The organism is Streptomyces sparsus (genome assembly GCF_054776295.1).
Genome location: NZ_BAAHCA010001226.1, coordinates 1 through 1,195, shown reverse-complemented (window position 1 = coordinate 1,195; position 1,195 = coordinate 1). Strand labels below are relative to the sequence as shown.

Here is a 1,195-nt window from a genome sequence, read left to right as displayed (position 1 = left end):
GCCGGCCGGTGTCCGGTGCGGTCGGTGCGGAGGAGGGCATGCCGGGATCTTCGCAGCCGACAGCCCGGAGCGGCAAGTTCCGCTCCGGTGTGCGCACGGTCACCGTCCCGTGCGCGGCCCGCCCCCTCACAGGACCACGATCCGCCCAGGTCCGGCAGCCGGCCCGGTGACCCGGCCGCCCTTCAGGCTGCGGCCCGCCCAACCCGCCGTTCCCGCGCGGTCCTTGGCCGGGGTGCGTGCCCGGCCCAGGGGCGCGGACCGTAATCTGACGTCCATGGCCGGGGGCACGCGGGGACAGATCATCGACGGGCGCTTCGAGTTGCTGGAGCCGCTCGGCAGCGGGGGCATGGGCACGGTGTGGCGGGCGAGGGATCTCGCCCTGCAACGGGAGGTGGCGCTCAAGGCGGTGCGCCCTCCGGATCCGCTGCTGGCCCCCGAGGGTTCACCGGCATCCCTGCTGCTGCGGGAACGGGTGCTGCGTGAGGCGCAGGCGCTCGCCCGGCTCAACCACCGCAACGTCGTGACGATCCACCACATCGTGGACAGCGGCCCGCACCCCTGGCTGGTGATGGAACTCGTCCGAGGCGGCAGCCTCCAGGAACGGGTGGACGCCGGGCCGGTGCCGCCGGCCGAGGCCGCCGCGATCGGCCGGGACGTGCTGGCCCGGCTGCGGGCCGCGCACCTGGCGGGCATCCACCACCGCGACGTGAAGCCGGGCAACGTGCTGCTGCGGGAGAACGGCTCGGTGGTGCTCACCGACTTCGGCATCGCCGCGATCCAGGACTCCACCGCCCTCACCGCCACCGGTGAGCTCATCGGCTCGCCGGAGTACATGGCGCCCGAGCGCATCCGCGGCACGGCGGACCACCCGGCCTCGGACCTGTGGTCGCTGGGCATGACGCTGTACATCGCGGTGGAGGGCCACAGCCCGCTGCGCCGGGTCACCTCGCTGGCCACGTTGGCGGCGGTGCTGGACGATCCGGTGCCGGCGCCACGGAGCGCCGGCCCGCTGACGCCGGTGCTGGACGCGTTGCTGGTCCGCGATCCCGACGCCCGTCCGACGGCCGACCGGCTGGACGCCCTGCTGGCCACGGCGGCCGGTACGTCGACGCCGGATGGTCCGGCGGCCGCTCCCACCGCGGTACAGCCGTCGCTTCCTGTGACGCACGTCTCGCGCCCCGCTCGCGTCGGCGTC

At 75.1% G+C, this 1,195-nt stretch carries 1 protein-coding gene; it reads left to right on the top strand.

The window, feature by feature from the left end; translation table 11 throughout:
• Positions 1 to 274 precede the first annotated feature (274 nt).
• Positions 275 to 1,195 (top strand): serine/threonine-protein kinase (locus ACYVE9_RS27555; protein WP_461030610.1); only part of this gene is annotated, 921 nt, incomplete at its 3' end.